General features: G+C 59.7%; 21 protein-coding genes. 3 read left to right on the top strand and 18 right to left on the bottom strand.

The genetic code is table 11. From position 1 onward, the window contains the following. Positions 1-3: 3 nt before the first annotated feature. Genes P8S53_RS19120 through P8S53_RS19090 form a run of 7 tightly spaced genes read right to left on the bottom strand, consistent with a single transcriptional unit; the run spans position 4 to position 8674 of the window. Positions 4-1455 carry an NAD-dependent succinate-semialdehyde dehydrogenase gene (locus tag P8S53_RS19120; protein ID WP_277806908.1) on the bottom strand — a complete coding sequence of 484 codons (1452 nt, stop codon included), beginning with the start codon at positions 1453-1455 and terminating at the stop codon, positions 4-6. Between the two features lie 15 nt (positions 1456-1470). Further along, positions 1471-2973, bottom strand: a complete 1503-nt coding sequence (locus P8S53_RS19115; RefSeq protein ID WP_277806907.1) for an aldehyde dehydrogenase — start codon at positions 2971-2973, stop codon at positions 1471-1473. Positions 2974-2985: 12 nt separating this feature from the next. Next, a complete protein-coding gene (locus P8S53_RS19110) occupies positions 2986-3489 on the bottom strand; it encodes a DUF3237 domain-containing protein (protein ID WP_277806906.1) in 504 nt (167 codons plus the stop codon). Continuing rightward, on the bottom strand, positions 3486-5123 hold the full coding sequence (locus P8S53_RS19105; protein ID WP_277806905.1) for a GMC family oxidoreductase: 1638 nt from the start codon (positions 5121-5123) through the stop codon (positions 3486-3488). The genes P8S53_RS19110 and P8S53_RS19105 overlap by 4 nt, the downstream gene beginning before the upstream one ends. Continuing rightward, positions 5120-6592: a carotenoid oxygenase family protein gene (locus P8S53_RS19100; RefSeq protein ID WP_277806904.1), complete on the bottom strand. Its 1473-nt coding sequence runs from the start codon at positions 6590-6592 to the stop codon at positions 5120-5122. Before P8S53_RS19100 ends, P8S53_RS19105 begins: the two co-directional genes overlap by 4 nt. Before the next feature lie 36 nt (positions 6593-6628). Continuing rightward, on the bottom strand, positions 6629-7087 hold the full coding sequence (locus P8S53_RS19095; protein WP_277806903.1) for a DUF3237 domain-containing protein: 459 nt from the start codon (positions 7085-7087) through the stop codon (positions 6629-6631). 57 nt (positions 7088-7144) lie between these two features. Further along, entirely contained in the window at positions 7145-8674 is a 1530-nt protein-coding gene (locus tag P8S53_RS19090) for an ABC transporter substrate-binding protein (RefSeq protein ID WP_277806902.1), read from the bottom strand. 347 nt (positions 8675-9021) lie between these two features. On the opposite strand from P8S53_RS19090, the gene P8S53_RS19085 reads away from it, so the two are divergent. Then, on the top strand, positions 9022-10071 hold the full coding sequence (locus tag P8S53_RS19085) for a MarR family winged helix-turn-helix transcriptional regulator (protein WP_277806901.1): 1050 nt from the start codon (positions 9022-9024) through the stop codon (positions 10069-10071). 7 nt (positions 10072-10078) lie between these two features. On the opposite strand, the gene P8S53_RS19080 is transcribed toward P8S53_RS19085, so the two are convergent. The 9 genes from P8S53_RS19080 to P8S53_RS19040 all read right to left on the bottom strand — a co-directional run bounded on the left by P8S53_RS19080 (position 10079) and on the right by P8S53_RS19040 (position 20447). Further along, positions 10079-11071 (bottom strand): ABC transporter ATP-binding protein, encoded by a 993-nt coding sequence (locus P8S53_RS19080; RefSeq protein WP_277806900.1) that lies wholly within the window; start codon positions 11069-11071, stop codon positions 10079-10081. Next, on the bottom strand, positions 11068-12063 hold the full coding sequence (locus P8S53_RS19075) for an ABC transporter ATP-binding protein (protein WP_277806899.1): 996 nt from the start codon (positions 12061-12063) through the stop codon (positions 11068-11070). The genes P8S53_RS19080 and P8S53_RS19075 overlap by 4 nt, the downstream gene beginning before the upstream one ends. Then, a complete protein-coding gene (locus tag P8S53_RS19070) occupies positions 12060-12977 on the bottom strand; it encodes an ABC transporter permease (protein WP_277806898.1) in 918 nt (305 codons plus the stop codon). Before P8S53_RS19070 ends, P8S53_RS19075 begins: the two co-directional genes overlap by 4 nt. A gap of 3 nt (positions 12978-12980) precedes the next feature. Beyond that, positions 12981-13865, bottom strand: a complete 885-nt coding sequence (locus P8S53_RS19065; protein ID WP_277806897.1) for an ABC transporter permease — start codon at positions 13863-13865, stop codon at positions 12981-12983. Between the two features lie 38 nt (positions 13866-13903). Next, positions 13904-15514, bottom strand: a complete 1611-nt coding sequence (locus P8S53_RS19060; protein WP_277806896.1) for a GMC family oxidoreductase — start codon at positions 15512-15514, stop codon at positions 13904-13906. A gap of 2 nt (positions 15515-15516) precedes the next feature. After that, positions 15517-16014 carry a DUF3237 domain-containing protein gene (locus P8S53_RS19055; protein ID WP_277806895.1) on the bottom strand — a complete coding sequence of 166 codons (498 nt, stop codon included), beginning with the start codon at positions 16012-16014 and terminating at the stop codon, positions 15517-15519. Positions 16015-16057: 43 nt separating this feature from the next. After that, on the bottom strand, positions 16058-17578 hold the full coding sequence (locus P8S53_RS19050; RefSeq protein WP_277806894.1) for an ABC transporter substrate-binding protein: 1521 nt from the start codon (positions 17576-17578) through the stop codon (positions 16058-16060). A gap of 313 nt (positions 17579-17891) precedes the next feature. Next, the gene (locus P8S53_RS19045; protein WP_277806893.1) at positions 17892-19493 is read right to left on the bottom strand and encodes an FAD-dependent monooxygenase; all 1602 of its coding nucleotides are present in this window, start codon (positions 19491-19493) and stop codon (positions 17892-17894) included. A 702-nt stretch (positions 19494-20195) separates the two neighbouring features. Next, positions 20196-20447: a hypothetical protein gene (locus tag P8S53_RS19040; protein ID WP_277806892.1), complete on the bottom strand. Its 252-nt coding sequence runs from the start codon at positions 20445-20447 to the stop codon at positions 20196-20198. 53 nt (positions 20448-20500) lie between these two features. On the opposite strand from P8S53_RS19040, the gene P8S53_RS19035 reads away from it, so the two are divergent. Continuing rightward, positions 20501-21604, top strand: coding sequence for a DUF2877 domain-containing protein (locus tag P8S53_RS19035; protein ID WP_277806891.1), 1104 nt, complete (start codon positions 20501-20503; stop codon positions 21602-21604). 302 nt (positions 21605-21906) lie between these two features. Beyond that, the gene (locus P8S53_RS19030) at positions 21907-22887 is read left to right on the top strand and encodes a sugar-binding transcriptional regulator (RefSeq protein ID WP_277806890.1); all 981 of its coding nucleotides are present in this window, start codon (positions 21907-21909) and stop codon (positions 22885-22887) included. Positions 22888-22933: 46 nt separating this feature from the next. On the opposite strand, the gene dhaL is transcribed toward P8S53_RS19030, so the two are convergent. Continuing rightward, positions 22934-24718 carry a dihydroxyacetone kinase subunit DhaL gene (dhaL, locus tag P8S53_RS19025; protein ID WP_277806889.1) on the bottom strand — a complete coding sequence of 595 codons (1785 nt, stop codon included), beginning with the start codon at positions 24716-24718 and terminating at the stop codon, positions 22934-22936. Between the two features lie 3 nt (positions 24719-24721). Continuing rightward, positions 24722-25714 carry an ABC transporter permease gene (locus P8S53_RS19020; protein WP_373418556.1) on the bottom strand — a complete coding sequence of 331 codons (993 nt, stop codon included), beginning with the start codon at positions 25712-25714 and terminating at the stop codon, positions 24722-24724.

Here is a 25714-nt window from a genome sequence, read left to right as displayed (position 1 = left end):
CACTCAAAGTTGGTGAATGACTTTCGAGACAAGGCACGCCTCGACCCCTTCCGGCCCATCCTCGGCCCCGTGGCCGGAATGCTTAACGCCCTGAAACGGGCTGTCAGGTGCGGCCATGACGACCGCGTTGATCCCGACCATACCACTTTCCAGCGCCGCGCCAATCCGGTTGGCCAGCCGCCCGTTTTCGGTGAACGCATAGGCAGCCAGTCCGAAAGGCAGCCTGTTGGCCTGGGCTACAACTTCATCAAAATCGCTGAACGGCAGCGCAGAAACGACAGGGCCAAAGGGTTCTTCATTCATGATCCGCATGTCGTTGGACATACTGGTCAGCACCGTGGGCTGAAAAAAGAACCCCTCATTGCCAATACGTTCCCCGCCTGTGCGGATTTCTGCGCCTTTGGCAACCGCATCCTGCAACAACCCTTCAATCGCTTCGGGGCGGCGCGCATTGGCCATCGGTCCCATCTGCACATCCGGGTCCAGCCCGTTGCCGATCTTGACCTGCGCCAACCGTTCGCTGATTGCCGCGACAAACCGTTCATGGATGTTTTCATGAATGAAGAACCGCGTGGGCGACACGCAGACCTGCCCGGAATTGCGGATCTTGGCCGTGGTCAGCATGTTGATTGTCCGGTCGAAGTCACAGTCATCAAACACTATAACGGGCGCATGGCCGCCAAGTTCCATCGTTGTGCGCAACGCGTTGTCGGCGGCCAGTTTCATCAGATGGGTGCCCACCACGGTAGAACCGGTAAAGCTGACCTTGCGCAGGATTTTTGACGCCAGAAGGTGGCGCGACACTTCGTCCGGCACGCCAAAGACCAACTGACAGACACCCGCAGGCAAGCCGGATTCGACCAACGCTTCGACCACCGCCATAGCCGAGGCTGGCGCTTCCTCGGCGGGTTTCAGAATGACCGAGCAGCCAGCCGCAATTGGTGCACCCAATTTGCGGCCGGGATTGGCTATCGGGAAATTCCACGGCGCGAAGGCCGCGACCGGTCCCACAGGTTCTTTGACCACGATCGAGCGCTGGCCTTCCGGGCGCACCAGCACACGGCCATAGGTGCGCTTTGCCTCTCCGGCGTAGAATTCAAACAGGTTCGCTGTGACCATCACTTCCAGCCGGGTTTCGGCGAAGGTTTTGCCTTCTTCCAGCGTCGCATTGCGCGCGATCTGGTCAGCGCGCGCGCGCAGGCGCTGCGCCGCGCCGTTCAGGACCGCTGCGCGTTCTTCTGGCGTGGATTTGCGCCATAGTCTGAAACCGCGATCAGCCGCCTCCAGCGCCCGGTCCAGATCGCTGGCATTGACCAGCGGCAGATGTGCCAGCACAGCCCCGGTTGCGGGGTTCAGCACATCGAAGGTCCGGCGGTCGCCCGCCGTGATCCATTCGCCGTCAATATGCAGTTTCAGGGCCGGATAGGTGTCGGCCTCTCTCATCGTTGTGTTCATGGTAATTCCCTGCCGTTAATTGAGTGAGACGGTGATCGTCTTGAGTTCAGTGAAAATTTCCAGGCCCGCGCGCCCGTTTTCACGTCCGAAACCCGACGCCTTGTAGCCGCCCAGCGGCAGCGCAGGATCGGGCGGGCCAGAACCGTTGATGCGCACTGTGCCCGCACGCAGACGATTGGCCAGCTTGTGGGCGGCAGTGATGTCCTGCGTCCAGATGGCCGAAGACAGGCCGTATTGTGAATCGTTGCCCCGTGCGGCCAGCGCGTCAAGGTCATCATCGCCAAAGCGCATGGCACACAGAACGGGGCCAAATATCTCTTCGCGGGTGACAGACAGATCCGCGCCCGGTTCAACCAGAACTGTGGGTTCCACGAAATACCCACCCTCGCCGATTGTGCTGCCACCGGTCAGCAATGTGACACCCGCGTCGCGGCCCGCGTCGATATAGCCCATCACCCGGTCGCGCTGGACAGCGCTGACCAGTGGGCCCATCTCCGTGCCCGGTTCCAGCCCTGCGCCGATTTTCAGGGTCTGTGCACGTTCGGTAATACCTTCCATCACCTGATCAAAAACACTTTCATGCACAAACAACCGCGACCCTGCCGCGCAGACCTGCCCGGCATTACCGAAAATCCCCTGCGCCGCCGCAGGAATGGCGCGGGCCAGATCGGCATCGCCAAGGATGAAGGTAGGCGATTTGCCACCAAGTTCCAGTGTCACACGCTTCATAGTGCCCGCGCTTTCACGCAGAATGTGCTGGCCCACAACGGTCGATCCGGTGAAAGAAATCTTGTCGATACCGGGATGCGCAACCAGCGGCGCGCCTGCCTGTGCCCCCGTGCCGGTGACAATATTAACCACGCCATCAGGAAAGCCCGCTTCGCAGATCAACGCGCCCAGTTTCACCGCAGACAGGGGTGTCTGTTCGGCTGGTTTCAGGACCACGGTGCAGCCTGCCGCAAGTGCCGCCGACAGTTTGCCCACTTCCATGGCCAGCGGAAAGTTCCAGGGCGTGATCGCGGCGACAACGCCCACCGGTTCACGCCGTGTATAGCCCAGCCATTCGCCCGGCCAAGAGGGGGTGATCGTCTCGCCGCCGATCTTCGTCGCCCAGCCCGCGAAATAGCGCAGCATGCCCACAGCACCCATCGCCCCGCCCATACGCGCCATCATGAAGGGCATGCCATTGTCCATGGTTTCAAGCAGCGCCAGTTCTTCAGCATCGCGCGCGATCAGGTCAGCAAGCCTCAGCAATAGGTCCTGCCGCCGCGCAGGGGGCAGCCCGGTCCAGCGGCCATCATCAAATGCGCAGCGTGCCGCCATGACGGCCGCATCAATATCAGCCGCACCACCGGCAGCCGCTTCGGCGAATTTCCGGCCTGTCGCGGGGTCGATGACGTCAAGCACCTGCCCCTGCGCGGCATCATGGAAAGCGCCGTCAATCAGCAGCTTGCGCGGCGCTGTGGCCAGTTCGGCGCGCAGGGCATCGGGGCGGGCGGGGTCGAACATCTGGTTCATATCTGGTTTCCCTCAGCGGATTGCATAATAGCGAAAAAGCGAATGATCCGGCGCATCATCCGGTGTCACATGGGGTTTGCGCATGGCCACGCCCACAATCACAGTGCGGTTCAGCCATGCATGAGGGCCATCCTCGGGGGCCTTGAAATAAGGGGTGCAGCGAAAATAGGCGGGCACATCTGGCAGATCATCCGGTCCCTGCCCCTGCGTGCGCAACGGCCGGTGAACATATCCAAGGTTGCGGATATAGATCAGCGCCCCGTCATCGGCCCTGATCATGTAATGGGCGTTCAACTCGACCACCCCATCCGCACGCACCACCGGCCAGTCGGCACCCGAATAATCGACAAGCTGCCCGTTCAGCAACGGTCCTTCGACCATGGACCCGGCGCCAACGGAAGTATAGCCCAGCTGCGCCCCGCCATAGATTGGCCCGGTATTCCAGCGTTTGTCGAAATTGATACGAATGTCGAAGGCATGCTCGTGAACAAGCGCCAGCGGATCAGGGGTGTTCATGCGACCTCCTCTTGATGTCGGGTTGCGGGCGCGGGTTTGCCCATGATCAGATCAGCGGCCTTCTCGGCCAGCATGATGGCGGGGGCCTGCGTGTTGCCGCCGGGTATATCCGGCATTGACGAACAATCAACGACACGCAAGGCATCAACTCCACGCACGCGCAGGGCAGCATCCAACACCGCGTCTTCCCCCGTACCCATCGCACAGGTCGAGGTCGGGTGCATCGCTGTGCGCACTGCCGCGCGCACATAGCCGTCAATTGCGTCCGGCGTGGTCAGGATATCGGACGGCAGCACCGCGCCTTTGACCAGCGAGGCACCAGCCTTGGTCGCGAAGAAATCGCGCGTCAGGGCAATGAAGCGCCGGAACGCCATGCGGTCTGCTTCGGCGGCCAGCAGGTTCAGGCGAATGCGCGGCTTCGCGCCGGGATCGTTCGACGCCAGTCGCACCCAGCCCCGGCTTTCGGGGTGAAGCAACACATTCGCCACTGAAAACCGCGACCCGACAGACCGGCGCAGCCCCGGAAACCACACATCATTGTTCATCGCAACAGGGCTGATCAACGATTGCAGATCGGGGCGGTCCAGCCCCTCGCGGCTGCGGATGAACCCCTGTATGCCCACCGGCAACCCTGCGGCGGGTCCGGTGCCGGTAAGTTGCCAGCGGATGACCGAACGCGCCAGCCGGTCCAGCCGCAATTCGCGGTCAAAGGTGAAATCCCCGGCCGCATCATAGAAATGCGCGACACTTGCATGTTCCTGAAGGTTACGACCGACGCCCGGCAGATCGTGCAGGGGTTCGACACCAACCGCGCGCAATTCGTCCGCCCGCCCGATGCCCGACAACATCAGGATCTGCGGCGATCCATACGCCCCGGCGGACAGGATCACCCCGGACCCCGCGCGAATGGTTTCGGTCTTGATACCGCGCGACAGCTCCACGCCCACAGCACGCCCGTTCTCGATAACCACGCGATGCACCAGCGCGCCTGACATCAGATCAAGGTTAGGACGTGATAGCGCGGGGCGCAGGAACCGCGCAGCAGTTGAACCGCGCCGTCCCTTGTGAACAGTGAAGTCGGGTGTTGAGAAACCTTCTTGTTCTGCCCCGTGGAAATCGTCGATTACGGGGTAGCCAAGTTCCTGCGCCGCGCGCGCAAGTCTGGGAAAGATCACATCATCCGTCTGGTGCCGCGCCACTGTCAGTGGCCCCCCTGCCCCATGATAGGTTGAGGCCCCGCGCCAGTTGTCTTCCGACCGGACGAAATAGGGCAGCACATCTTCAAAAGCCCAGCCCGTCAGCCCCTTTTGCGCCCAAAGATCGTAGTCGCGGGAATGGCCGCGCGAATACATCATGCCGTTGATCGACGAACAGCCACCCACAACCCGGCCCCGCGGCACTGGGATCACCCGGTTATCGGCATGGGGTTCCGGCTCGGTCGCGTAACCCCAGCTTAGCGACGGGTTGTTCATCGCCTTGAACCATGCCAGCGGCATTGCCACGCTGGGGCGCTTTTCGGACCCGCCGGCCTCGATCAGCAGCACGCGCGCGCTGGGGTCTTCGGACAGGCGCGCGGCCAGCACGCAGCCCGACGACCCTGCGCCGACAATGATTTGATCGTAACCCCTGCTCATGCGGCGGGGTTTTCCGGCAGCATCGCGGCAGGCACCCAGTTGCCATGCAACCCCCCACGCAACCGCAATTCCAGCGGCATCCGCGCAATAGGGCCTTCGTCAATGCGCATCGCATCAAACAGCACCAGATCCGATCGATGCTCTGCCAGCATGTTTTCAACCGCGACCAGATAGCCGTCTCCCTCATTCACCGAACCGGGACGCGGAATGAAGGCAGGTTCCTGCAAGGTCGAGGTCGTGCCGGTGAAGTATTGCCGGGTTTTGCCCGTCGCGTGGTCCATATGCCCCAGAAGGTTGGGCATCAGCCCCGACATCGAGCGCCCATTGGGCAGTTTCAGCGGACGATCAAGATCCTGCGCCAGCATGAACCCGTGCCGATAGGGCATAGCGGCATAGCGGTCGTCAATCCGGGGAAACTCGCCCACGAAATTTGAAAGCTGCGTCATCGAATGGAAGCTGTCCGACTTGTCATTCATGTTCACCGCCCAGCGGGTCATGACCGCCGCAGCCTCTGCGCGGTTGAATGGCGCGCCATGAACATCAGGGAAAAACGGGAAACCATTATTCTTGGCCATCGGCACGTCGAAATATACCATCTCGCCATCGTTGAAAGCGTTCATGACATGGCTTGCGAAACAATTGGGGGCCTTGAACCAGCGCACGTCCCTGGCATCACCCCGGCGCGGCAGAATGCCCAGATACACCTCTTTGGTGGTGTCAAACCCGAAATGCGGCTTGCGCTCTTCCAGCCGCTCCCATGAACTGACAATCGGCACGACATGGAAACAGGCGTAATCCTCTGTCAGGCCGAAATCATGCATCATGCAGTAATAAGGCAGTTCGAACCAGACTTCATGCTTGATCTTGTTGTCGGGGCTGATCTCGTAATAGGCCATGTCCTTGGTGATCAGGCCCTTGGCAGCATAGCCGAAAGCGCACATATCGCCAGTATTGGGGTCGAACTTTGGATGCGCGGTGAAGGTCTGGCTGGTCATCTGGCCGTCAAGATCACTGTAGCCTTCGGTTTCCAGCGTCCAGGGGTCCATCAGCACCGGCGGGCTGTCTTCTTTCAGCGCCCAGAGTTTTTTGTTCTGGACCACAACATTCGTGTTGGCGGTGCCCCGGTATTCGCCTTTCACACTTTCATCATCATCCAGCGGATTGCGATACGCCCCGAACAGGGCCTTTCCCGCTTCACGTTCCAGCCTGAATTTGTCGGTGCGGACATAGCGCTGCTTGAAATCGACCCGACCATTCCTGAACCGGAACGCTGACACCATGCCATCGCCATTGAACGGAATGTCATTGCCCAGTTTTGGCGGGAACTGCGCATCCGGCGCGACGCGAAAGAATACACCATCCAGATCCGAGGGCACTTTGCCGATGACCTCCAGATCGCGGATATCGGCCTCCACGCGCGAAGGTTTGTTGAAGCCCTGAAAACTTGGGTGGTCGGGGAAGGGTTGCATATTCTGCCTCGTCTTTTTCGGGACGCTGTCGCGGCGTCATGTGATTTCGTAAAACCGAAGGCGCACCCCGTCCGGGTAACGTGCGCCTGTCGAAAGAAAGAGCGCGCGGTTCAGCCAGTCATACTTGCCCTCTGGCGCAGTAAAGACCGGTGTGGCGCGGAAATAGTATTCCGACGGATCAACGGCTTCGCCGCGCCCCATGCGTGCCATGACCTCTGGCGGGGCGTGCCGGATGCCGGTGTTGCGGCATTCAATCAACACCCCGTCATCGGTTTCCAGCAGATACGCGGCGTCCACTTCGGTCACGCCATCCGCGCGCACCCATTGCCAGTCGAAACCGGAAACCATGCGCCCACAAATGCGGTCGCCCACGAACGGACCGTCAGGTTCTATTGCAATGACCTGCCGACGCGCGCCCCTGACCTGACCGATCACTCTGGGCGCGCTGACCTGCCCACGGGCCTCGAACAGCAATCTCAATCCCGGTTCTTGCATCTGGTTGGCCTCCGTCCGCTGTATCCGGGCAGGAAGCACCCCGCCCGGATGCGGTGATCATTCATTGCTCAGCGTCACATCGGCGATGGTTGACCGCACAAGATGGCGCGGTGCCGGTGCGTAGGAAATGCCGGGTTTCATGGCGTAGACGGACACGTTGTTCCACAGCGGTATCTGCGGCACATCCGCGTACAGAATGCGCGTGGCCTCGATCACCAGTGGCGCGCGTGTTTCGGGGTCCACGGTCTGCACGGCTTGCGCCACCAATGCGTCGAATTCGTCGTTCTGCCACTGGGCGAAGGGTGATTGCGACCAGAAGGTAAAAGCCAGCGCGATGGTGGGGTCGAAATATTCCGCCAGCGGTGTCGGTGTAATTCCGACCCATGCCTCGCTGGACCCTTCGCCCTTGGCGGCGCGTATCTTGGCCACGAAATCAGGCACATCAAGGCTGGACACATTGGTGCGGATTCCGACCTGTCGCAGATAGATGGACACGACTTCTGCGGTTTCGCGAATGCCCGCATTCTCGCCGCGCCACCAGATCAGCGGCATTTCAAACCCGTCCGGATAGCCGGCTTCGGCCAGCAGCGCTTTTGCGCGTTCCGGATCATAGGCGTAATGTTCAAGTTCGGGGTCAAAGCCGATCTCGTTCGGGCCAAATGCCGCGTGGCGCTTTGGCACCCCCTCAAACAGCCCGTCCACGATACCATCAGCATCAATCGCATGTGCCACAGCACGGCGCACACGCACGTCATGCCAAGGCACATCGGGGTTGTTCATGGTAAACTGCACCGATACGGTCGGTGTGACTGCCACTTCCTCAATCTTGAAACCGTCCCGCGCCAGCGCGTTACGCTCGGTGAAAGGCACGTTCAGTATCATGTCGGCCTCGCCCGTGCGCAGCATGGCAACGCGGGTGCTGTCTTCCTGCACGAACACGAAGCGCACGTTCTTCACATCGGGCGCGCCGCCATGGTACTCCTCAAAGGCCTCCATCTCCATCGACTGGCCGGGTGTGTAACTGACCAGTTTGTATGGCCCGGTGCCCACGGGGTTGGCCACGAATTCCGCCTCGCCCGCTTCATCGTAATAGGCCTTTGACAGCACCGACAGGTTGCGCGGCGGCAGGTAGGTTACATCAGCGGATGTGAACACGAATTGCACAGTGCGTTCATCCAGCTTCTCTACCCGGTCGAAATTGCGCAGCCGCGACTGATAGATCGGAGAGCGTTCGGCCATGCGTTCATGACTGAAAATCAGATCATCCGCAGTCAGGGGCATTCCGTTGTGAAACGTCACGCCGTCCCTGATTGTGAATGTCAGCACGGTCCCGTCATCCGAATAGGAAAAATCCGCAACGCCCGGCACAAGGTTGCCTTCTGCATCCAGCGCCACGATTGGTTCAACGATGTTTTCAAGCGTCGGGCGACTGATGACAGTATTGACCCCGATTGACGGGTCCAACGTGTCCGGTTCGTGGTTGATCGCGACCACGAAGGGCGAGTTGATTGCGTCGCTTTGCGCCAGGGCCGGTCCTGTTATGGACATGGCGACCAGCGCCGCAATCGCGGCTTTCGTGAATTTCATTTCTTCCTCCCTGACAATGGCCCTGCGCGGCTCCTCCCGCGCTGTCGCCTGCCCTGTCAACCAATGGTCAACCATGCATTTCGCATAATTATGCATATTACTGATGTTTTTTAGAGTCAAGTTTTTCAGACAGGTTTCTGACAATCTGGGAAGTCTTGAAAACCGCGTTCACGATGCTGCAATGCTGCTTTTTGCGCACACGAGGCCAAACCACGATGCCACATCTGCGCGCTTTTGGCTTGCTCGGCGCGCTGTTTTTCTGTCTAGTGTCCAAGATCATCAGCATCGCAACGATGCTTCCCATACCATTGGTTCTACGTTTAGGATGACTGAAAGAAATGAAAGAAATGCCCACTGACGGACTGGACGAAACACCCCCGGACATTGATAGCAATGACCTGGCGATGATGGATGAATTGTCGAGTTTTTATGACCGTCCCGGCTTCTTAATTCGGCGCGCAAACCAGATTGCCGTGTCGTCCTTCATGGAGGATCTGGGGGAGTTGGGAATCACCCCGACGCAGATGTCGTCACTTGTCGTCATCTCGGAAACACCGCAAATTGATCAGATCACACTTGCTCGGCGTATCGGGGTGGATCGCACCACGATTTCGATGGTGGTGAATGGATTGGTGGAGCATGGATTCGTGCATCGCGAACAATCCAGCCAGGATGCCCGCAGGAAGGAAATCGCAACCACCCGTGCGGGTCGCGCATGTGCTGCGCTGGCGCGTGACAATGCGGTGCGCAATAATGCAAGGCTGCTTGGTTTTTTCACCGAAGCGGAACGCGAATGTCTGGCCGCATTGTTGCGGCGGCTTATCGATGACGTCCCCTCACACGCGCCAGACTGGGTTCGCCCTGACGGCACGACAAGGTTTGGCACTGACGCAGAACTTGCCAGGGAATTTCCCCAACAGGCCAGCCTTTATAACGCATTCGGTTTTCTGCTGCGCCGCACTCATCAGACGCTGGAAAGTGTCTTTATCGAGACGACGAAATCCCTGCGGCTTACTCCGCGCCGCTATGGTGTCTTGCGGATTGTCGATAAGGGCCAGCCGGTTGAACAGATCAGCGTAGCCCGCTGGCTGGCATTGGATGGATCAACCACGGCGACACTGGTGACAGAGCTGGTGCGCAGGGGCTTCATTGCGCGCGACCCCCATCCCCATGATCGCCGCCGCAGGCTGCTGCGTCTGACCGACGCGGGCAAACATCTGATCACCGCGGGTCATCCGCTTGCCTTTGAGGCCAGCCAGAAAGTGCTGGATGTGCTGGGCGACGATGCCGACATATTCCGCAATCTGATCCGTCGGTTCATTGTCGAAAACGACGAGTTCAGCCGTGTGCCACTGCAACGTATTGTTACGCTTGCGCTGCGTCAGGCCGACATCTGAACGGGGATCAGGCTATCGCCGCTTGCCCGCAGAGCGCATGACAGGTGGCCACCGACCGGTTCGGCCCCGATACGCTTGGCGGGGTTTTCTGACGACAGACCGGCATCGCCACGGGGCAACGGGTGTGGAAATGGCACCCCGATGGAGGACGCAGGGGCGAGGGCACCTCTCCCTTGATCATCTTGGCCGGCGTCGCTTCCTTGTCTGGCGTTACCTTCAGCGCAGATGAAAACAGGGCCTGCGTATAGGGATGGCGCGGGTTATCTGCAATCTCGCGCGCGGGGCCTTGTTCCACAATCCGGCCCAGATACATCACCGCGATCCAGTCGCATTTGTTCGCAACCAGTTCAAGGTGATGGGAAATCAGGAAATAGGCAAGCCCGAGTTCTTCCTGCAAATCATCCAGCAGGTTCAGGATTTGCGCGCGCACGGAGACGTCCAGCGCTGAAACAGGCTCGTCCAGAATCAACAATCTTGGTTTCAGCACAAGCGCGCGCGCAATCGCGATACGCTGGCGCTGACCGCCGGAAAATTCATGTGGACCACGACGGGTGGCATTCGCAGGCAGATTCACCATTTCCAGCAATTCGGCAACCCGCGCATCAATCTGTCTGGCAGAGTAGTTGCCCGTCGCCAGCATCGGTTCAGCGATAATCTCGCGCACTTTCATGCGCGGATTGAGCGATCCGTAAGGATCTTGAAACACGGTTTGTATATTCGTGCGGAAATCATGCAACGCTTGGCCGGTCGCGTTCTGCACCTCTTTGCCGTCGAACAGGATCTTGCCGCCGGTCGGTTCAAGCAAACGCAGGATCAGCCGGGCCGTGGTCGATTTTCCGCAACCACTTTCCCCGACCAGACCAAGGGTCTGTCCCGCGTGCACGGCAACATCAATCCCGTCTACCGACTTGACCACTTTGGGCACACGCCGGAACGGCAGGCCGGTCTCGAAATGAAAATACTTCTGCAGGCCGCGGGTTTCCAAAATTATATCGTTCATATCATTCCCTCTCCCGCGCGCCAGCACGCGGCTTTGTGGATATCCGACAGATGTATCTGGGGCGGCGCCTGACGGTGGCATTGCTCGGTCGCCAATGGGCAGCGCGGGGCGAATGCACAGCCGGGCGGCAGATCACCCAGATCTGGCGGTTGGCCGTCGATAGTGGGCAGACGACCCTTGCCTTTGGGAACGGTCGAACTTTCCATCAATGCGCGGGTATAGGGATGGCCGGGATTGTCGAAAATCTGCCGCACCGGCCCGGTTTCAACAACCTCGCCCGCATACATCACCATGATGTCGTCGCAGATATGCGCGGCAACGCCGAAATCATGGGTAATGATCATGATCGACACCCCCAGCGTGTCGCGCAGATGGACCAGAAGGTCCAGAACCTGAACCTGAATCGTCGGGTCCAGCGCAGTCGTCGGTTCATCCGCGATCAGCAGGGCGGGGTTCCATGCAATGGCAATGGCGGCCACCACCCGTTGCAGCATCCCGCCCGACAATTCATGCGGATACTGCGTCAGCCGGTCCTGCGGGGCGGGAATGCCCACGGCTTCCAGCAGTTCAATGGCGCGTACGCGGCGCTTGGCAGCAGGCATCCGGCCGTGCACACTTAGCGCCTCGTCGATCTGGTCACCGATGGTGAACAACGGATCAAGCGACACAGAAGGGTCTTGCAGCACCATGCCGATGGATTTGCCCCGGATCGCACGCATCGCGCGGGGCGATTTTGTCAGCAGGTCTTCGCCATTGAACAGGACCGCGCCACCGGTCACTTTTGCGGATGCGGGCAACAGGCGCATCACTGACAGCGCGGTCATGCTTTTGCCGCAACCGGATTCCCCGATGACGCCGACAACCCGGCCCCTGCCAACACGGAAGGTCAGATTGCGCGCGGGGCGGATCACGCGGCCCTCGCGGCCCTCGATCTCGACCGACAGGTTTGTGACATCCAACACGAAGGGTTCAAGTTTTTCCTGAATGCTCATGAATATCTGATCCTTGGGTCAACGACGCAGAACAACAGGTCCACAGCAAGATTAAGAAGAATAAGGAAGGTCGCGATCAGCAGCACACCCACCTGAATCACCGGGTAATCGCGGCTGATGAAACTTTCGATCATCAGACTGCCCAATCCCGGCCAGTTGAAGATCGTTTCAGTAATCACCGTGCCCCCCATCAGGTTGCCAAGTTGCAGCCCCGACAGCGCGATCACCGGGATCAGCGCGTTGCGCAACGCATGCCGCCACAGGATGCGCCCTTCGGATACCCCCTTGATACGCAGGAACTTGACATAATCACTCTCAATCGTTTCCAGAATGGCGGAACGTGTCATGCGCATGATCGCCGCCAGCGGAAACAGCATCAGTGTCACCGCCGGCATGATAAGCGATGCAATCCCGTCCCGCCCCGAGGTGGGCAGCCAGCGCAGCATCACCGCGAAAAGCAGGATTGCCATGATCGCGATCCAGAAATTCGGCATTGATTGCAGCAAGACGGCGCTGGTGCGAATGGTCCTGTCGGCCCAACCGCCACGGTAATAGGCCGCGATCAGACCCAGCGTCACGCCAACCACAAGCGCCAGCACGAAGGCCACAAGCGCAAGTTCAACTGTGGCCGGCAAACGCTGAAGGATCACTTCAAGCGCGGGGCGTTGGTAGCGCAATGAATTTCCGAAATCAAAGGTCAGCATACCCTGCATGAAATTCAGGAACTGCACCGGGATCGCACGGTCCAGCCCGTGCTGGGCACGATAGGCTGCGATCTGTTCGTCGCTGGCGTCCTGCGGCAGCATCAAAAGCGCCACGTCCCCCGACATCCGGGTGGCAACAAAGATCAGCAGAAGCACACCAAGCACCGTAATGACAGCCAGCCCCAACCGTTTGAGAATGTAATTCGCCATGCCTTACCTCTTCTTCAGCTTGGGGTCGAAATAGTCGCGCAGCCAGTCACCCAGCAGGTTTGCGCCAAGTGCCGTCAACGCAATCGCCATCCCTGCAAAGGTCGGTATCCACCATGCCGAGGTCAGATAGGCCCGTCCGTCTGCAACCAGCAGCCCCCATGCCGAAGCCGGCGGCTGAATGCCCAGACCGATGAACGTGATCGCAGCTTCGATCACCAGCGCAGCCCCGAATTGCAGCGTGATCAGAACAATGCAGGTCGGCAGCAGGTTGGGCAGCAGGTGCCGGGTGAAAATGCGCCAGTCGCTGGCATTTGCAACGCGGGCAAGCTGCACGAAACCGCGCGATTTCAACGCCAACGTCTCGCCCCGGATCACACGCGCGTAATCCGCCCAGAACACAAGAATGATGGCGACCAGAATCGTGCTGAGGCCACCACCCAGCACCGCCCCGATCAGGATTGTCAGCAGCACCGGCGGGATCGACATCTTGACGTCCACAATCCGCATCAGGATCATGTCGGTGATACCGCCGTAATAGCCTGCGAGCATACCCACGGCGGTGCCGATGATGGCAGCCGTCGTGACCGTGACGGTTGAGACGATCAGTGCAATCCGCGCCCCTTCGATCAGGCGCGACAGCAGGTCGCGCCCGAACTGGTCGGTGCCCAGTAGATACTGCCATTGGCCACCTTCCAGCCATACGGGCGGTGTCTGCCGCACAGCAAAGTTGATCGCCGTCGGGTCGTGTGGCCATATCCATGGGCCGAACAGCCCGCAGATAACCATCGGCAACAGCAACAGCACCGGAATGATCGGGTAGTCGAACATCCGCCGCATCGCAAAGCGCCGTTTTCGGGGCGGGACCTGCATGCTTGTATCGTTCGTCATATCGGTCGAAGCCACTGCTCCGGTCCTCCCTTGTTGTCTCAGGCCGCGTCGCGCAGGATCATGTCAGCGGCTTTTTCGCCGATCATGTAGACTGCGGCATTCGTGTTTGCGCCGGGAATCGTCGGCATGATCGACGCATCAACCACCCGCAGGCCCGCCACCCCATTCACCTTCAGGTCCGGCGCGACCACCGCACCCGCGTCACGGCCCATCCTGCATGTGCCGACCGGATGCTGCGTTACCCCCACTTTCGCGCGGATCACGGCATCAATCGCTGCGTCATCCTGCGCCTCTGCCCCCGGTGTGATTTCCTTGCCGATCAGCGCGGCCTGACTGTCCATGTGGTAAATCCGGCGTGCCTCGCGCAGGGCACGGCGCAGCACGGCAATATCCTCTTCGTCCCCCAGCAGGTTCAGATGCACGCGCGGCGCATCGCGTACATCGCCGGAACGCAGAGTTATCCGACCGCGGCTTTTGGGGTGCAGCAGGCAGATTGATGCATAGAACGCATGTGGCGGTGGCGCGGTCAGTCCCGGAAACCACAGATCAGCGCGGATCGAGATCGGCGAGCAGAGAAGCTGAATGTCGGGCCTTTGCGCCCCGTCAGATACGCGCAGAAGCGCTGTGCCGGAGCAGACATGACTGGCAAACGGCCCCTTTCCGGTCAAGGCCCACCTTGCAAAGGATAGCGCCGCACGGTCATAGCGCAGGCGGCTGGAAAACGTTGTGGGCTTTGCGGCTTCATAGATCAGGTCCAGCCGTGGATGCTCCAGCAGGTTCTGTCCCACTTCCGGCAGGTCACGGCGCAGCGTGATTCCGTGCGCGCGCAGTTCTTCCTGTGGGCCAAGCCCAGACACCATCATGATCTGCGGCGAATTATACGCGCCTGCGGATAGGATCACCTCGCGCCCGGCATGCCATACGCGCCGTTTGCCCTTACGCACCGCTTCAACGCCGCTGACCCGGTCACCATCAAAGGTCAGCCGTTCGACCATGGTGTGGTCCAACACGGTCAGATTGGGCCGCGCACGCACATTGCGCGTCAGATAGGCGCGCGATGACGATGATCGCCGTCCGCGCCTGTCCACCGCAATATTACCCGGCCCGAAGCCTTCCTGCACCGCACCATCATAATCTTCGGTAATCTGGTGTCCGGCGGCCGCGAAAGCATCGCGCAGCGGTTCCTGAAACAGCGCGACATTCCTGATTTTCTGCACATGGACCGGGCCGGACCCACCGTGATAGGTGCTTTCGCCGCGCCAATGGGTTTCCGAGCGTTTGAAATAGGGCAGAACATTATCATACCCCCACCCTTCGCAGCCCAGATCGCGCCATTCGTCGTAATCGCTGCGATGCCCGCGAATGTGGAACATACCGTTGATCGATGATGACCCCCCCATCAGCCGCCCGCGCGGTATGGGGATGGCGCGGTTGCCGGTGCGCGCTTCGGGTTCAGACATGTAGGGCCATGTAAACCGTGGCATCCGCAACGCGCGCATGAAACCAAGCGGCATGCGGATCAGGGGGTGCGCATCACTGCCGCCTGCTTCCAGCAACAAGACGCGGTGGCGCGGATCAGCGCTCAGCCGGTTGGCCAATACACAGCCGGCAGACCCGGCGCCTACAATGATGAAATCAAATTCTGCCACGTTCACAGCACCTTGTAATACCACAGGTGCAGCGTTTCGGGGTGACGCTCGCCGAAACCTATGAACACATTGCGGGTAAGCCAGTCATACTTGCCGACGGGCGCTTCAAACACGGAATAGGTGCGGAAATAATACTGCCCCGCATCCACCACACGCGCTTTCATCTGGGCGCGCAGTTCCGGCGCGATCACACGGTATCCGGTATTGCGGATATTGATCAGTACGCCATCGTCGGTTTCAAACGAATACCGCGCGTCAATGCTGTCCACGCCATCAGGGCGCACCAGCGGCCATTCAGTGCCGCCGGGCAGGATTTCCCCCCGGATATCGGGGCCTGCGACAGTACCGCCCCCGACTGTCATGATCAGCCGTTCACCCGAACCGTGCAGATTGCCGATATTGCGCGCCGGGTTCACCGTCACCTTGGTCGCGAAAGCGAATTCCAGTTGGGGCGTCATGTTTGGTAGCCAGATTGGCGTTTCGTCGCTCAGATCTTTCATATGGCTTACATCTCCTGCCATCCCGCGCACAGGAAATTTCGGGTCATTCGAAGCTGACATCCTTGAACATCACCACCGGAAAGAACTTTTCAGTCGGGGTGAAGCTGACGGCGCTGTCCATGGCGTAAACCGCCACGAAATTCCAAAGCGGCACGACGGCAGCTTCCTCATGCATCAGCCCGAATGCCTTTTTCAGAACCTCTCCGCGGGCTTCCGGATCAAGCAACGCGTTGGCTTCGTCGATATACTGATCCAGCCTGTCATCGCGAAACGGCGTGAAGGGCGAACGCGATGTGTAGGCCACATTCAGCGCCTCGATCGGGTCAGACTGGTTGGCATATGGCAAGGCACTGATGCCGACATAAACGCCTTCCTGATCGCCAGAGACATTGCGGATCTTGCCCAGAAACTGCGCCGCATCCAGGGTCTGAACCTCGACATTTATGCCCACTTCGCGCAGATAAAGCGATGCGGCCTCGGCCGTTTCGCGCAAGCCCGCAAATCCCCCGCCCCATATATCAAGCGGCAAATCGAATCCATCCGGATACCCGGCCTCTGCCAGCAGCGCGCGGGCGCGGGCGGGATCATAGGCATAAGGCGTGATCGACGGATCATGTCCCAGCTCCCCCTCTGACACAGTCGGCGTCACCTCTGGCACCCCGGCAAGCAGGCCGTCGATGATTGCCTGCTGGTCAACCGCATGCGCCATCGCACGGCGGACACGGACATCATACCACGGCACATCCGGGTTCAGGTTGTGAAACTGGATCGCGATGGTCGGATGAGCCGCAAGATACTCCATCCTGAACCCGTCCGCTTCCAGCTTGGGAACATCCGGGTAGGGAATATCCATCACCATGCCGACCTCTCCGGCCTGCAACTGCGCCAGCCTTGTACCGGCTTCGCGGACATAGCGCAGGGTTGCTTTCTCGACCTGCGGCAATTCACCGTAATAATCATCATACCGCTTCAGAACCAACTCGGTTCCCGGTGTGTAGGACACGAATTCATAAGGCCCGGTCCCGACCGGGTGGCGCATGAACTGTTCTTCGCCCACGCGGTCAAAATAGGCTTTCGACACAACCGACAGACTGCGCGAGGGCATCATGCCCGCATCCGGCGTGTGGAATGTGAACCTGACAGTGTGGTCATCCACCACTGTAACCGAGTCCAGCGCGCGTGCCCGGCGGGCATATTGCGGCGCCCTTTCCACCATACGGTTATGACTGAACAGCACATCCTCGGCACGCAGCGGGTCGCCGGAATGGAATGTCACGCCGTCATGGATGCGAAACACGATTTCCAATCCGTCATCCGATATTTCCCAATCCGCAACGCTTGATGTCAGTTCGCCGTCAGTGGTTGTGCTCCATAACCCCTCGGTGATGTTTTCAAGGCTGACGCGCGCACCAGGCGCATGGGCCGTTGCCGTCATGTCAAGGGTGTCGGGTTCTTCCGAAACCGCGACAATGAAATTATCCGGCGCGGCCTGCGCAAACAGCGCATTGCATGATGCCGACAAAAGAAATGCCCCGACCGTGACGGCCTTTGCCATTGGTGTCATTGGTAGTCCTCCCTTGCCGGTATCGGCGACATCCTCCCCCAGGACATCCAGACACCGCTCCGGCACCTCTTCGTTCTTCCATCAAGCTAAGCGAGATTCGGAAATAGAGCAACAAATAATCATATTACCGATGAAATTTTTCACACCCACATAATCACCTCTTCGTGCAACCACCGTTATATCACTCTGTATCTTTCAAGCTTTATTTTATTGTATATTTTTTGTTGCATAACAAAGTAAGCTTATCGCATCATTGCAGAACCATATCGCAAATTCGCAAGATCACTTCGAAATTACGCAGTTGCAGTATGTTTTACGTTCCGGTCGCTCGCTCAGGCCGGACAACATCCACCACACCCATCGCGGTGCCAAGAATTTCTGCCGCTGCACCATCGGCCCCGGCCCAGGCTACAAACTGATCAGGGCGGACCAGAACCATCGTTGCGCCGAATCTTTCGGTCAGTCCCGGATCTGGCAGATGGCGGATGTTCAGCGGCATATCCAATGCCGCTGCCGCTGCACTGAACCGCTGTGCGCGGGCGTCTGCGTCATCATCAAAGATGAAAAGCGTGAACCATTGCCCCAGCGCATCAAACAAATGCCCTGCGCCATTCACCCGCGCCGGTGCCAGATGGTGCCCTGCCCGCGCCGCAAAGCGGTGATCACCCCGCGCACCCGGACGCACGGCTGACCCGCCGACAATCGACGAACCAGCATAGTTTGGCGCAAAATGCACCACCTCATCCATATCGGCGCGGCGCGCCCAGGCTTTCAGGAATGCGGCCTCGTCCCGCTTGGGGTCATAAGTCGCAAGGAACGCGCGGTCCTGTTCAATGAAACGGGCAATGAAGTCGCGCGCGGTCGATTCGAACACCGCGTGTCGTTCTTCATGATAGCTGTCCAGCAATACCTCGCTGCCCCAGCCAGCGCAGGCGGCGGCCAGCTTCCAGCCAAGATTCACGGCATCCTCCAACCCGCTATTTACCCCATAGCCGCCATAAGGCGGATGGCTATGCGCCGCATCGCCCGCGATAAAGACCCGCCCCTTGCGGTATTGGTCCGCCAGTGAAAACCGCATGTCCCAGAACCCGACATGATCCAGTCGCAAATCGAAACGCTGCCCGACAGCACGATGCAGCAGGGCGGCGAAATCAAAGTTATCAGCAGTGGTTCCTGTCGGCACCGGCGCGTGGAAAAACCAGCTTCTGCCATGATCGACCCGACCGAAGAACCACCAATACCCGTCATTTTCGGGGTTGAGCACATTGTAAAACGCTTTGCCCGGATAGCGTTTAAGTAAATGGTCCAGTTCTTCGCTTTCAAACACCAGCAACGCCATCTGCCTTGCGTGATCTTCGCGCGATTCCGCGATTCCCGCCGCCCTGCGCACGAAAGACCGGCTTCCATCGCAGCCAACCAGATAATGCGCACGCAAGATTTCGGTCGATGTGTCACCCCGTCTGGCGACTTCCAGTGCTACGCTGTCCCGGTCTTGCGACAGCGCCACACCTTCAAATCCATAGAGCACCTGAATATTGGGCAGTTCCGCCACCCTGTCGCGTAATACCCGCTCGGTCGCGTATTGTGGCAGCCGGGCGTGCCGCGTGTGATAGAAATCTTGCACCTTGCCACGGTCCAGCCAGTTTTGCGCATACTCCCCCAGAAGCGTGCCATAAGCCGTAAGCCCCCCGATACCACCGCCTTCGGGTATGGGGTGTGCATTGCGCAGCGCTTCTTCGCAGCCCCAGAAATGAAAATGCTCAGTGGTGCGCTGGGTAAGGTTCTGGCCTTTCGGTATCGGCTGCGGCTCATGATGCCGCTCGACCATAGTGACATGGCAGCCGCGCTGCGCCAAAGTAATGGCCAGCCCCATACCGACCGGCCCGCCGCCATTGATAATAACATCACGCTTCATATGCGCGCCCCGCTGTTACGGCTGGGGCTCCGCCCTTAACGTCAGGGTGCGCATGAAAAATCTCTGCCCGACACACTGTTGCGCTTCCACCCTCAATCATGGCCATTCATTCCTCCACATTTTGCTAAAACCCCTTATTTTGTCCTGTTTTGGGTGTATGTGCACAGGTTTTCAGCACCTCCGTCGGACAAACAATACGGAGGTTGAATTCATATGTAAAGAATTACTCATATTACTGATGTTATGTCTGACGCTGAACATGACTTCGCCCGGTGATGCGCTTGATGAACCGCGGGCGTTTCCCGCAATCAAGGCGGTGGGCTTTTCCACTCAACAGTTCAGGGTTGCGTGGTCAATATCGGCTCCGTGTTCTTCCATTGTCTCTCCGAGGTTGCGACAGAACACGGGGCTTGCGCAGATAGAAAAATACCGCGAACAGGATCACCGGTTTCGGAAAATGCGCACCTTTGAAATCAACCCCTGCTGTGAAATCACTAACACGGCTGATTTTGGCAACTTCATACTGCTCTTGAAGTTAGAGCGTGAAAAATAGATCTGCACTCTGGCAATCGCAGACGCGCTGATGGTCACAATCGAATGCAGCTACATGTCGCGTGACATTTAAATGAACGCGGGTATGCGCGAAAGCCCGCCGCCAATATGCACAGCAAAACCACACTGGCACATCAGCCTTCTGCCATATCACGCGAGCAGAAACGGGCGGATTGCGTCCTGCAATTTGCAATACCGCGCGCGATCTTTCTCCGAAACAGGGCGCATCGCATCGATCAGCGCGGCGCCATCAAGCGATGCGTGCGCCCCGCCATCAATGATCCCATACCCGCCGACATAGACCGCCCAGATGGCCGCATTGGTCGCCTGAAACAGGATGCGTGCCGACAGGTCGGGATCAGCCATAAGGCCCGGCGCGCGCAGGCTGTCACTGGCCAGCACGACAAGATCAGGCGCAGGCTTTTGAAGCTGCCGAACCCTATACGCTGGATGACATGTGCGCAGCAACCGGCGGCATGATCGGCTATGTGCTGGAACAGGAAACGGGCAATATTCTGGGCTATGATGTCCCGGTCACAACCATTCTGACGCGCATTGTCGTCAGCGTCCATGACCCTGAATTCATAGACCCCAGCAAATTCGTCGGCCCCGTTCTGGACAAGGCAGGTGTCGATAAACTTGCGGCCGCGCATGGCTGGCAGTTCAAGCGTGACGGGACGACGTGGCGACGCGTGGTACCCTCGCCATTTCCCGAACGCATTCTGTGGCACCGGCCCATCCGCTGGCTGCTGGAACAAAACGCTGTTGTCATCTGCAATGGTGGCGGGGGTATCCCGGTTGTCGCGCAGCCGGACGGCAGCATGAAAGGCGTCGAAGCTGTCATCGACAAGGACCGCGCATCTGGTTTGCTGGCCACACATATTCCGGCCGATCTGCTGGTACTGGCCACGGATGTGGACGGTGTTTATGCCGATTTCGGCACAGCGCAGCTACGCCGCCTGCCCACGCTTTACAGCGCCGAAATTGATGAAGCAGGGTTTGCCGCCGGGTCCATGGGGCCCAAAATCGCCGCCGCGCGCGCATTTGCCGATGCGACGGGCACGCCCGCTGTCACCGCCGCGCTGGACCAGGCAGCGCTGCCGCATCTGCACCGCTCATACCTGTTGCGCGATGTTCTGAAACCAGCGCAGGACGGGGCATCAGCGCAGCCCGCCTTCGCGCAACTGGCGCGCGGCATTCACCGGCATTGCCAAGCTTCACTGCGGCGCGGCACCGGGGAACTGGCCGGGCTGGGACAGGGGCTGACCCCCGCAGGCGATGATTTCCTGTGCGGGCTGATGCTGGCACTGAATGTCGCCCATCCTGCCCCAAGTATCTTGTGCCAGACCATCACGGCACAGGCGTTGCGCGCGACAACAACCTTGTTGGGGGCCTTTTTGCGTGCTGCGGCAGCTGGCCATGCGATGCCGCAATGGCACCGGCTGCTGGCAGAGGGCGCATCCCCTTCGGCGCAGGGTGTCGCGGATATCCTGCGCTATGGTCACAGTTCGGGCGGCGATAGCCTTGCGGGGTTCCTCTGGGGCGCGCGGAATCTTTAAAGGAACCCGATATTTTTGGGGCAGTCCACAACGGCATGAATCAAGCCTACCCTGCTCGGGCCCGGTAACGTATGTATGTGTCTACTTGAACGGGCAGGTGACGACGCAGCGTTTCTTGGACAGGGAGGGGGCAAATGGAACAGAACACCAGGTTCACATAGAATGGTGACCGTTGTGCGATCTTGCAGGATGCGTTTTTATGGTGCGTCAGGGCCGCCGGCAGGTCTTGTTGCTAAAGCTGCTCTTCAGTTGTCCCGAACTCGATCGTGGTGTGTCGTTCTGGATTTGGATAAGAGACGTGTATGAAAGAACATAACGAACCAGAGTCGCCGGACCTTGCCCACGAGGATTTCGACGCGCTTGACGAACGGGCGCGCGTTGGCTGGTATTATTTCATCGCCGGACTGACGCAGAAGGAAATCGCCGAACGTCTTGATATCACACGACTGAAGGTTAACCGTGTGATAGGTCAGATGCGCAGTGACGGGCTTGTAAAAATCGAACTGGACATGCCGCTTATATCCTGCCGCAGGCTGGCCGAACAAGTGGCCGATGCCTATGGGTTGAAGGATGTGGTGGTCGTTCCGGATGTAGAAAATTATCTGCTTCAGAAGCGGCTGATAGGCGAGGCGGCGGGCACGATGGTGACACCGCTGATCAAAGGGCACGATCTGGGAATAGGCATTGGGTCGGGCCGCACACTTTCGTTCGTGGTGCGCGGGCTTTCCGCCCGCCCAAGCGAGGGAAGCTGGGTGGTTGGCCTGATCGGCGGAATCACGCGCGCAACCGGATCGAACTCATTCGATGTGGCGACGAAGATGGCGCAGAAGCTGGGGGTCGAATGCCATTATCTGACTGCTCCAATCTTTTGTGCGTCCGCAGCCGCACGCGATGCGCTGTTGCTGATCGACGAGCTGACAGATGTTCTGGCGCGCACAGAGATTGCCGATGTGGCGCTGGTCAGTTGCGGTTCGGTGGATGAAGCCAGTTCGCTGACGCAGGTGCGCGTCATCAAGGATCATCTGGTCGACATTATTGCGGCGGGCGCGGTGGGCGAAATTCTGGGCTGCTACATTGACGCCGAAGGGCGGCCCGTCGATCATTTCATCAATGAAACGATCATTGCCCTGCCGCCCGACAAGCTGAAGCTGAAACCTTGCCCGATTCTGGTGTCTGGCGGAATGCGCAAGTTCGCGGCCATCCGCGCGATCTTGCGGGGCGGCTACGTCAACCGCCTTGCCACGAACGAGGAGGTGGCGCGTGCGCTTCTGGAACGGCGCTGAGAGGATGGTCGGGTGGCTCGGCTCGCGCTGCGCCACCCTGTGACGTTCAACCAAGCGCCGCCTTCGCGGCATCGCGCATCGCACCGATGATGACGGCGGTAGAGGCCGCGCCCGGATCTATATGCCCGATTGAGCGCTCGCCAAGTTTCGAAGACCGTCCGCGGCGACTTTCGATGTCGCGGGTCGCCTCCATGCCCCGGTTCGCGCCGGCGCAGGCAGCATCCAGCGTAGCGATCACATCGGCGCCGCTGTCTGCCGCAGCGCGCGCATCGGTTGCTGCGGGCACCCATGCATCAACCATCGTCTTATCACCCGGATCGGCGCGCCCGCGTTCGCGCACGCCCTGACAGGCCGCTTCGATCCACGTCGCCATGGACTGCGCATCAAGATTCAGCCGATCCTTGATCGCGCTGCCCGCGCGCAAAAACGCAGTCGCATATAGCGGCCCGGAAGACGCGCCGACCGCATCGAGGAACGCCTTCGCCATTCGTTTGCAGGATGTCTCGATGGTTTCGGATTCGGCGCTGTCGGCCAAGGCCTGCCGCACCGCTTTCCAGCCAATATCCATGGTCACGCCATGATCGCCATCGCCGATAAAACCGTCGAGTTCGGATAAACGGTCAGCCTCGATCGAAATCCTCTCTCCGGCCGCGTTCACCATAGCGCGGAATATCTGCGGCGTGATCGCGCCATCGGTGGCCAGATTTCTGGTGCTCTGTTCCTCGGGCTTGCGTGCTGTGACTTCGGCGTGAACGGTCCTCGCCTTGAACGTGCTGTGGGGGGGCGTTGATCCGGACACTGCTCCAACGGTCAGGGCTGCGGTGCGACACGGTGCATCAAGCAGGACTTTCAGGTCAGAATCAAGCTTCATCAGCGTGACAGACGCACCCGACATGTCCAGCGATGTCGCATATTCACCTACCCAGGAATAATGGATCTTCACATTCAGATTGGCCAGCAGCGCGGCAACCCTGCGATGCAGGATGTAAAGTTCCAGCAGTCCGGTAGCGCCAAGACCGTTGACCAGCACCGCCACTTCGTCGCCCTTGCGCAACGCGAGTTCGTCCAGAATCGGTGTCATCAGCTCGTCCACCACCGCATCGGCTTGGGCCAGCGCGCCGCGCCGCATCCCGGGTTCACCATGCAGGCCCATGCCGATTTCCATCTCGTCATCGCCAATCTCGAAATTCGGCTTGCCCGTCTGGGGCAGGGAACAGGCGGACAAGGCAACGCCCATCGATTTGGTGTTTTTCAGCGCATGCCGTGCCGCCGCCTCCACGTCTGCAAGGTCGCGCCCTGCATCAGCGGCGGCCCCTGCAATCTTGAACACGAAGAAATCACCGGCGATGCCCCGCCTCTCGTCCGCACGCCCTTTCGGAGCGGAGGCGATGTCGTCAGCGACAGCGACGGACCTGCATTCAATGCCCAGACCAGCCGCTTCCTCGGTGGCCATGTCAAAATTCATCACGTCGCCTGTGTAATTGCCATACAGCATCAGCACCCCTGCTCCGCCATTGGCTGCGCGCACGCCGTCAAGAATCTGTTCAGGAGAAGGCGAGGCAAACACGTTACCCACGGCCGCAGCATCCGCAAGACCCCGCCCGACATAGCCCGCAAATGCCGGTTCGTGACCTGAACCGCCGCCAATCACTATACCGACCTTGCCGTCGCGCGGCCCGTTAACCGCAACGACCGCGCGCCGGGTATCACCCGCGATCCGCAGCATGTCGGGATGGGCAGACACCATGCCTTCGATCGCTTCGCTAATAATGGCTTCAGGCGCGTTGAACAGTTTCTTGGCACGCCGGGGTTTGGTAATGGTGTCGTTCATGTCTTAATTCTCCTTGCGCAGCCACCGGCGCGAAATCGCATCGAAGGAAATGGCGATAACCACGATGGCACCACTAACGATCCCCTGCCAATAAGGGGAAACGCCAAAAAGCACGATGATGTTCTCAATGATAGCGATGATTGCAGCACCGAAGATGGCCCCGATAATGGTTCCAACGCCGCCGGTGGTCGCGACACCGCCGATCACGGCGGCGGCGATGGGGCCAAGCACCCATGCGTTACCGATGGAAGGCTGCGCCGTGCCAAGTCGCGCGACAAGCAACACGCCTGCCAACGCCGAAAGCGCACCGGCCATCACGAACACCAGAACGCGGATTCGGTCAACCTTGATCCCCAGCATCCGCGCAGCGTCGCGGTTGCTGCCAATGGCATACATGTAGCGACCAAACGGCGTCTTGAGGGTCAGGAATACTGCCAAGGCAAGCACAACCAGCATGATGACAAAGGGCATCGGCACGCCCCAGATCGTCCCGCGCCCAAGGAACTGAATTTCCGGCGGAATACCGGTGATCGCCACACCGCGCGTCAGCACAAGGATCGCGCCACCATAGATACCGGCCGTGCCGATGGTCAGGACCAGAGAATGCAGCCTGAGTGCCGCCGTCAGGAACCCATTGATGAACCCGAGCGCGGCGCCGAGGCACAGTGCAAGCAGGATCGAGATCCAGGGATCGATCCCGCCGTTGACCATCAGCATGCCCGTGACAATTCCGGCCAAGCCGCCGATGGTGCCCAGCGACAGGTCGAGTTCCCCCAGCAGCATCAGCGAAGCCTGTCCAATTGTGACCAACGCGACGAAGGCCAGACCACGCGCGACGACCGACATATTGTAGCCGGTAAGAAAATACGGCGACAGCAGCGCCGAGGCGACGAAGATGACAATCAAAACAGCCAGCACGCCCAGAACGGGTGTGCGGACAAAGGCCGCAAGCGGCCCGTCTCTTTCCGCCCTTTTGGTCTTGTAGGTCGTCTGCAT

It is taken from the genome of Roseinatronobacter sp. S2 (assembly GCF_029581395.1).
In the GTDB taxonomy this organism is placed as follows: Bacteria; Pseudomonadota; Alphaproteobacteria; order Rhodobacterales; family Rhodobacteraceae; genus Roseinatronobacter.
This window is presented reverse-complemented; position numbering and strand designations above follow the sequence as displayed.

Coding starts and splice junctions, on each gene's coding strand:
- P8S53_RS19120 (WP_277806908.1), bottom strand. CDS start 1,455: ATGAACACAACGATGAGAGAGGCCGACACCTATCCGGCCCTGAAACTG.
- P8S53_RS19115 (WP_277806907.1), bottom strand. CDS start 2,973: ATGAACCAGATGTTCGACCCCGCCCGCCCCGATGCCCTGCGCGCCGAA.
- P8S53_RS19110 (WP_277806906.1), bottom strand. CDS start 3,489: ATGAACACCCCTGATCCGCTGGCGCTTGTTCACGAGCATGCCTTCGAC.
- P8S53_RS19105 (WP_277806905.1), bottom strand. CDS start 5,123: ATGAGCAGGGGTTACGATCAAATCATTGTCGGCGCAGGGTCGTCGGGC.
- P8S53_RS19100 (WP_277806904.1), bottom strand. CDS start 6,592: ATGCAACCCTTCCCCGACCACCCAAGTTTTCAGGGCTTCAACAAACCT.
- P8S53_RS19095 (WP_277806903.1), bottom strand. CDS start 7,087: ATGCAAGAACCGGGATTGAGATTGCTGTTCGAGGCCCGTGGGCAGGTC.
- P8S53_RS19090 (WP_277806902.1), bottom strand. CDS start 8,674: ATGAAATTCACGAAAGCCGCGATTGCGGCGCTGGTCGCCATGTCCATA.
- P8S53_RS19085 (WP_277806901.1), top strand. CDS start 9,022: ATGCCCACTGACGGACTGGACGAAACACCCCCGGACATTGATAGCAAT.
- P8S53_RS19080 (WP_277806900.1), bottom strand. CDS start 11,071: ATGAACGATATAATTTTGGAAACCCGCGGCCTGCAGAAGTATTTTCAT.
- P8S53_RS19075 (WP_277806899.1), bottom strand. CDS start 12,063: ATGAGCATTCAGGAAAAACTTGAACCCTTCGTGTTGGATGTCACAAAC.
- P8S53_RS19070 (WP_277806898.1), bottom strand. CDS start 12,977: ATGGCGAATTACATTCTCAAACGGTTGGGGCTGGCTGTCATTACGGTG.
- P8S53_RS19065 (WP_277806897.1), bottom strand. CDS start 13,865: ATGACGAACGATACAAGCATGCAGGTCCCGCCCCGAAAACGGCGCTTT.
- P8S53_RS19055 (WP_277806895.1), bottom strand. CDS start 16,014: ATGAAAGATCTGAGCGACGAAACGCCAATCTGGCTACCAAACATGACG.
- P8S53_RS19050 (WP_277806894.1), bottom strand. CDS start 17,578: ATGACACCAATGGCAAAGGCCGTCACGGTCGGGGCATTTCTTTTGTCG.
- P8S53_RS19045 (WP_277806893.1), bottom strand. CDS start 19,493: ATGAAGCGTGATGTTATTATCAATGGCGGCGGGCCGGTCGGTATGGGG.
- P8S53_RS19035 (WP_277806891.1), top strand. CDS start 20,501: ATGTGCGCAGCAACCGGCGGCATGATCGGCTATGTGCTGGAACAGGAA.
- P8S53_RS19030 (WP_277806890.1), top strand. CDS start 21,907: ATGAAAGAACATAACGAACCAGAGTCGCCGGACCTTGCCCACGAGGAT.
- dhaL (WP_277806889.1), bottom strand. CDS start 24,718: ATGAACGACACCATTACCAAACCCCGGCGTGCCAAGAAACTGTTCAAC.
- P8S53_RS19020 (WP_373418556.1), bottom strand. CDS start 25,714: ATGCAGACGACCTACAAGACCAAAAGGGCGGAAAGAGACGGGCCGCTT.